This is a genomic window from Nonomuraea recticatena, assembly GCF_039533245.1.
Classification (GTDB): Bacteria; Actinomycetota; Actinomycetes; order Streptosporangiales; family Streptosporangiaceae; genus Nonomuraea; species Nonomuraea roseola.
Genome location: NZ_BAAATE010000111.1, coordinates 1 through 1,307, shown reverse-complemented (window position 1 = coordinate 1,307; position 1,307 = coordinate 1). Strand labels below are relative to the sequence as shown.

Annotated in this window: 1 protein-coding gene; it reads right to left on the bottom strand. The window is 64.8% G+C overall.

The features are described 5' to 3' along the window. On the bottom strand, nucleotides 1-1,307 hold a 1,307-nt coding region (qcrB, locus tag ABFX50_RS50565), incomplete at both ends, for a cytochrome bc1 complex cytochrome b subunit (protein ID WP_346158439.1).

Sequence of the window (1,307 nt, the reverse complement as noted above, 5' to 3'; positions counted from 1 at the left end):
CTCGATGAACTCACCGTGCGGCAGCCGCTTGATCACGCCCGACTCCACGCCGTGCCCGATGACCGCGGCGTCGGAGCGCTGCAGTCCCAGACAGATGCGGTAGGTGATGATGTAGGCGATCACCGGGCCCACCAGCACCAGCACCCGGCCGATGTAGGTCGTCCAGTTCAGGCTGATCTGGAAGAAGGCCGAGATCTCGTCGTTGGCGCCCAGCAGCCACAACACGCCGTAGAACGTGATGGCCGCCATGCCGATCGAGGTGCGGTGCGGGTTGTTGCGGGGACGGTCGGCGATGTGGTGCTCGCGGTTGTCGCCGGTCACCCACCGTTCCACGAACGGATACAGCGCCAGGCCGGTCATCACGATGCCCATCGGCATCAAGGCCGGGATGATGACGCTCAGCGGCAGCGTGCCGAACTCGCTGGTGCCGAACAGGTTGATCTCCCAGGCCGGCATCAGCCGCAGCGAGCCTTCCAGGAAGCCCATGTAGAAGTCGGGCTGCGAGCCCGCCGAGATGTCGGCAGGCGTGTAGGGGCCGAACGCCCAGATCGGGTTGATCTGCGCGAAGGTCGCCAGCCCGGCCACCACCGCGAAGGTGAACATGAAGTAGGCGCCGGCCTTCAGCATGAACGCAGGGTAGAACGGCGCGCCGACCACGTTGTGGTTGTTGCGCCCCTTGCCCGGCATCTGCGTGTGCTTCTGCACCCACATCAGCACCAGGTGCGCCGAGATCAACGCCAGCAGGATGCCCGGGATCAGCAGGATGTGCAGCGAGTAGAACCTCGCGATGACATCCTCACCCGGGTACTCCCCGCCGAACAGGAAGAAGGTGATGTACGTGCCCACCAGCGGCAGCGAGATCGCCACACCCTCGGTGATCCGCAGACCCGCGCCCGACAGCAGGTCGTCGGGCAGCGAGTAGCCGGTCAGGCCCTCGGCCAGCGCCAGCGTCAGCAGCAGCACGCCGATCAGCCAGTTCAGCTCGCGCGGCTTGCGGTATGCACCCGTGAAGAACACGCGGAGCATGTGCACCATCATGCCGGCCACGAACAGCAGCGCCGCCCAGTGGTGGATCTGCCGCATCAGCAGACCGCCGCGCACCTCGAAGCTGATCTCCAGAGTCGAGGCGTAGGCCTCGGACATCATCACGCCCTTGAGCGGGTCGTAAGGACCGTCGTAGATCACGTGCATCATGCTGGGCTTGAAGAAGAACGTCAGGAACGTCCCGCTCAGCAGCAGGATGATGAAGGAGTAGAGCGCGATCTCACCCAGCAGGAACGACCAGTGGTCGGGAAAGATCTTGCGCA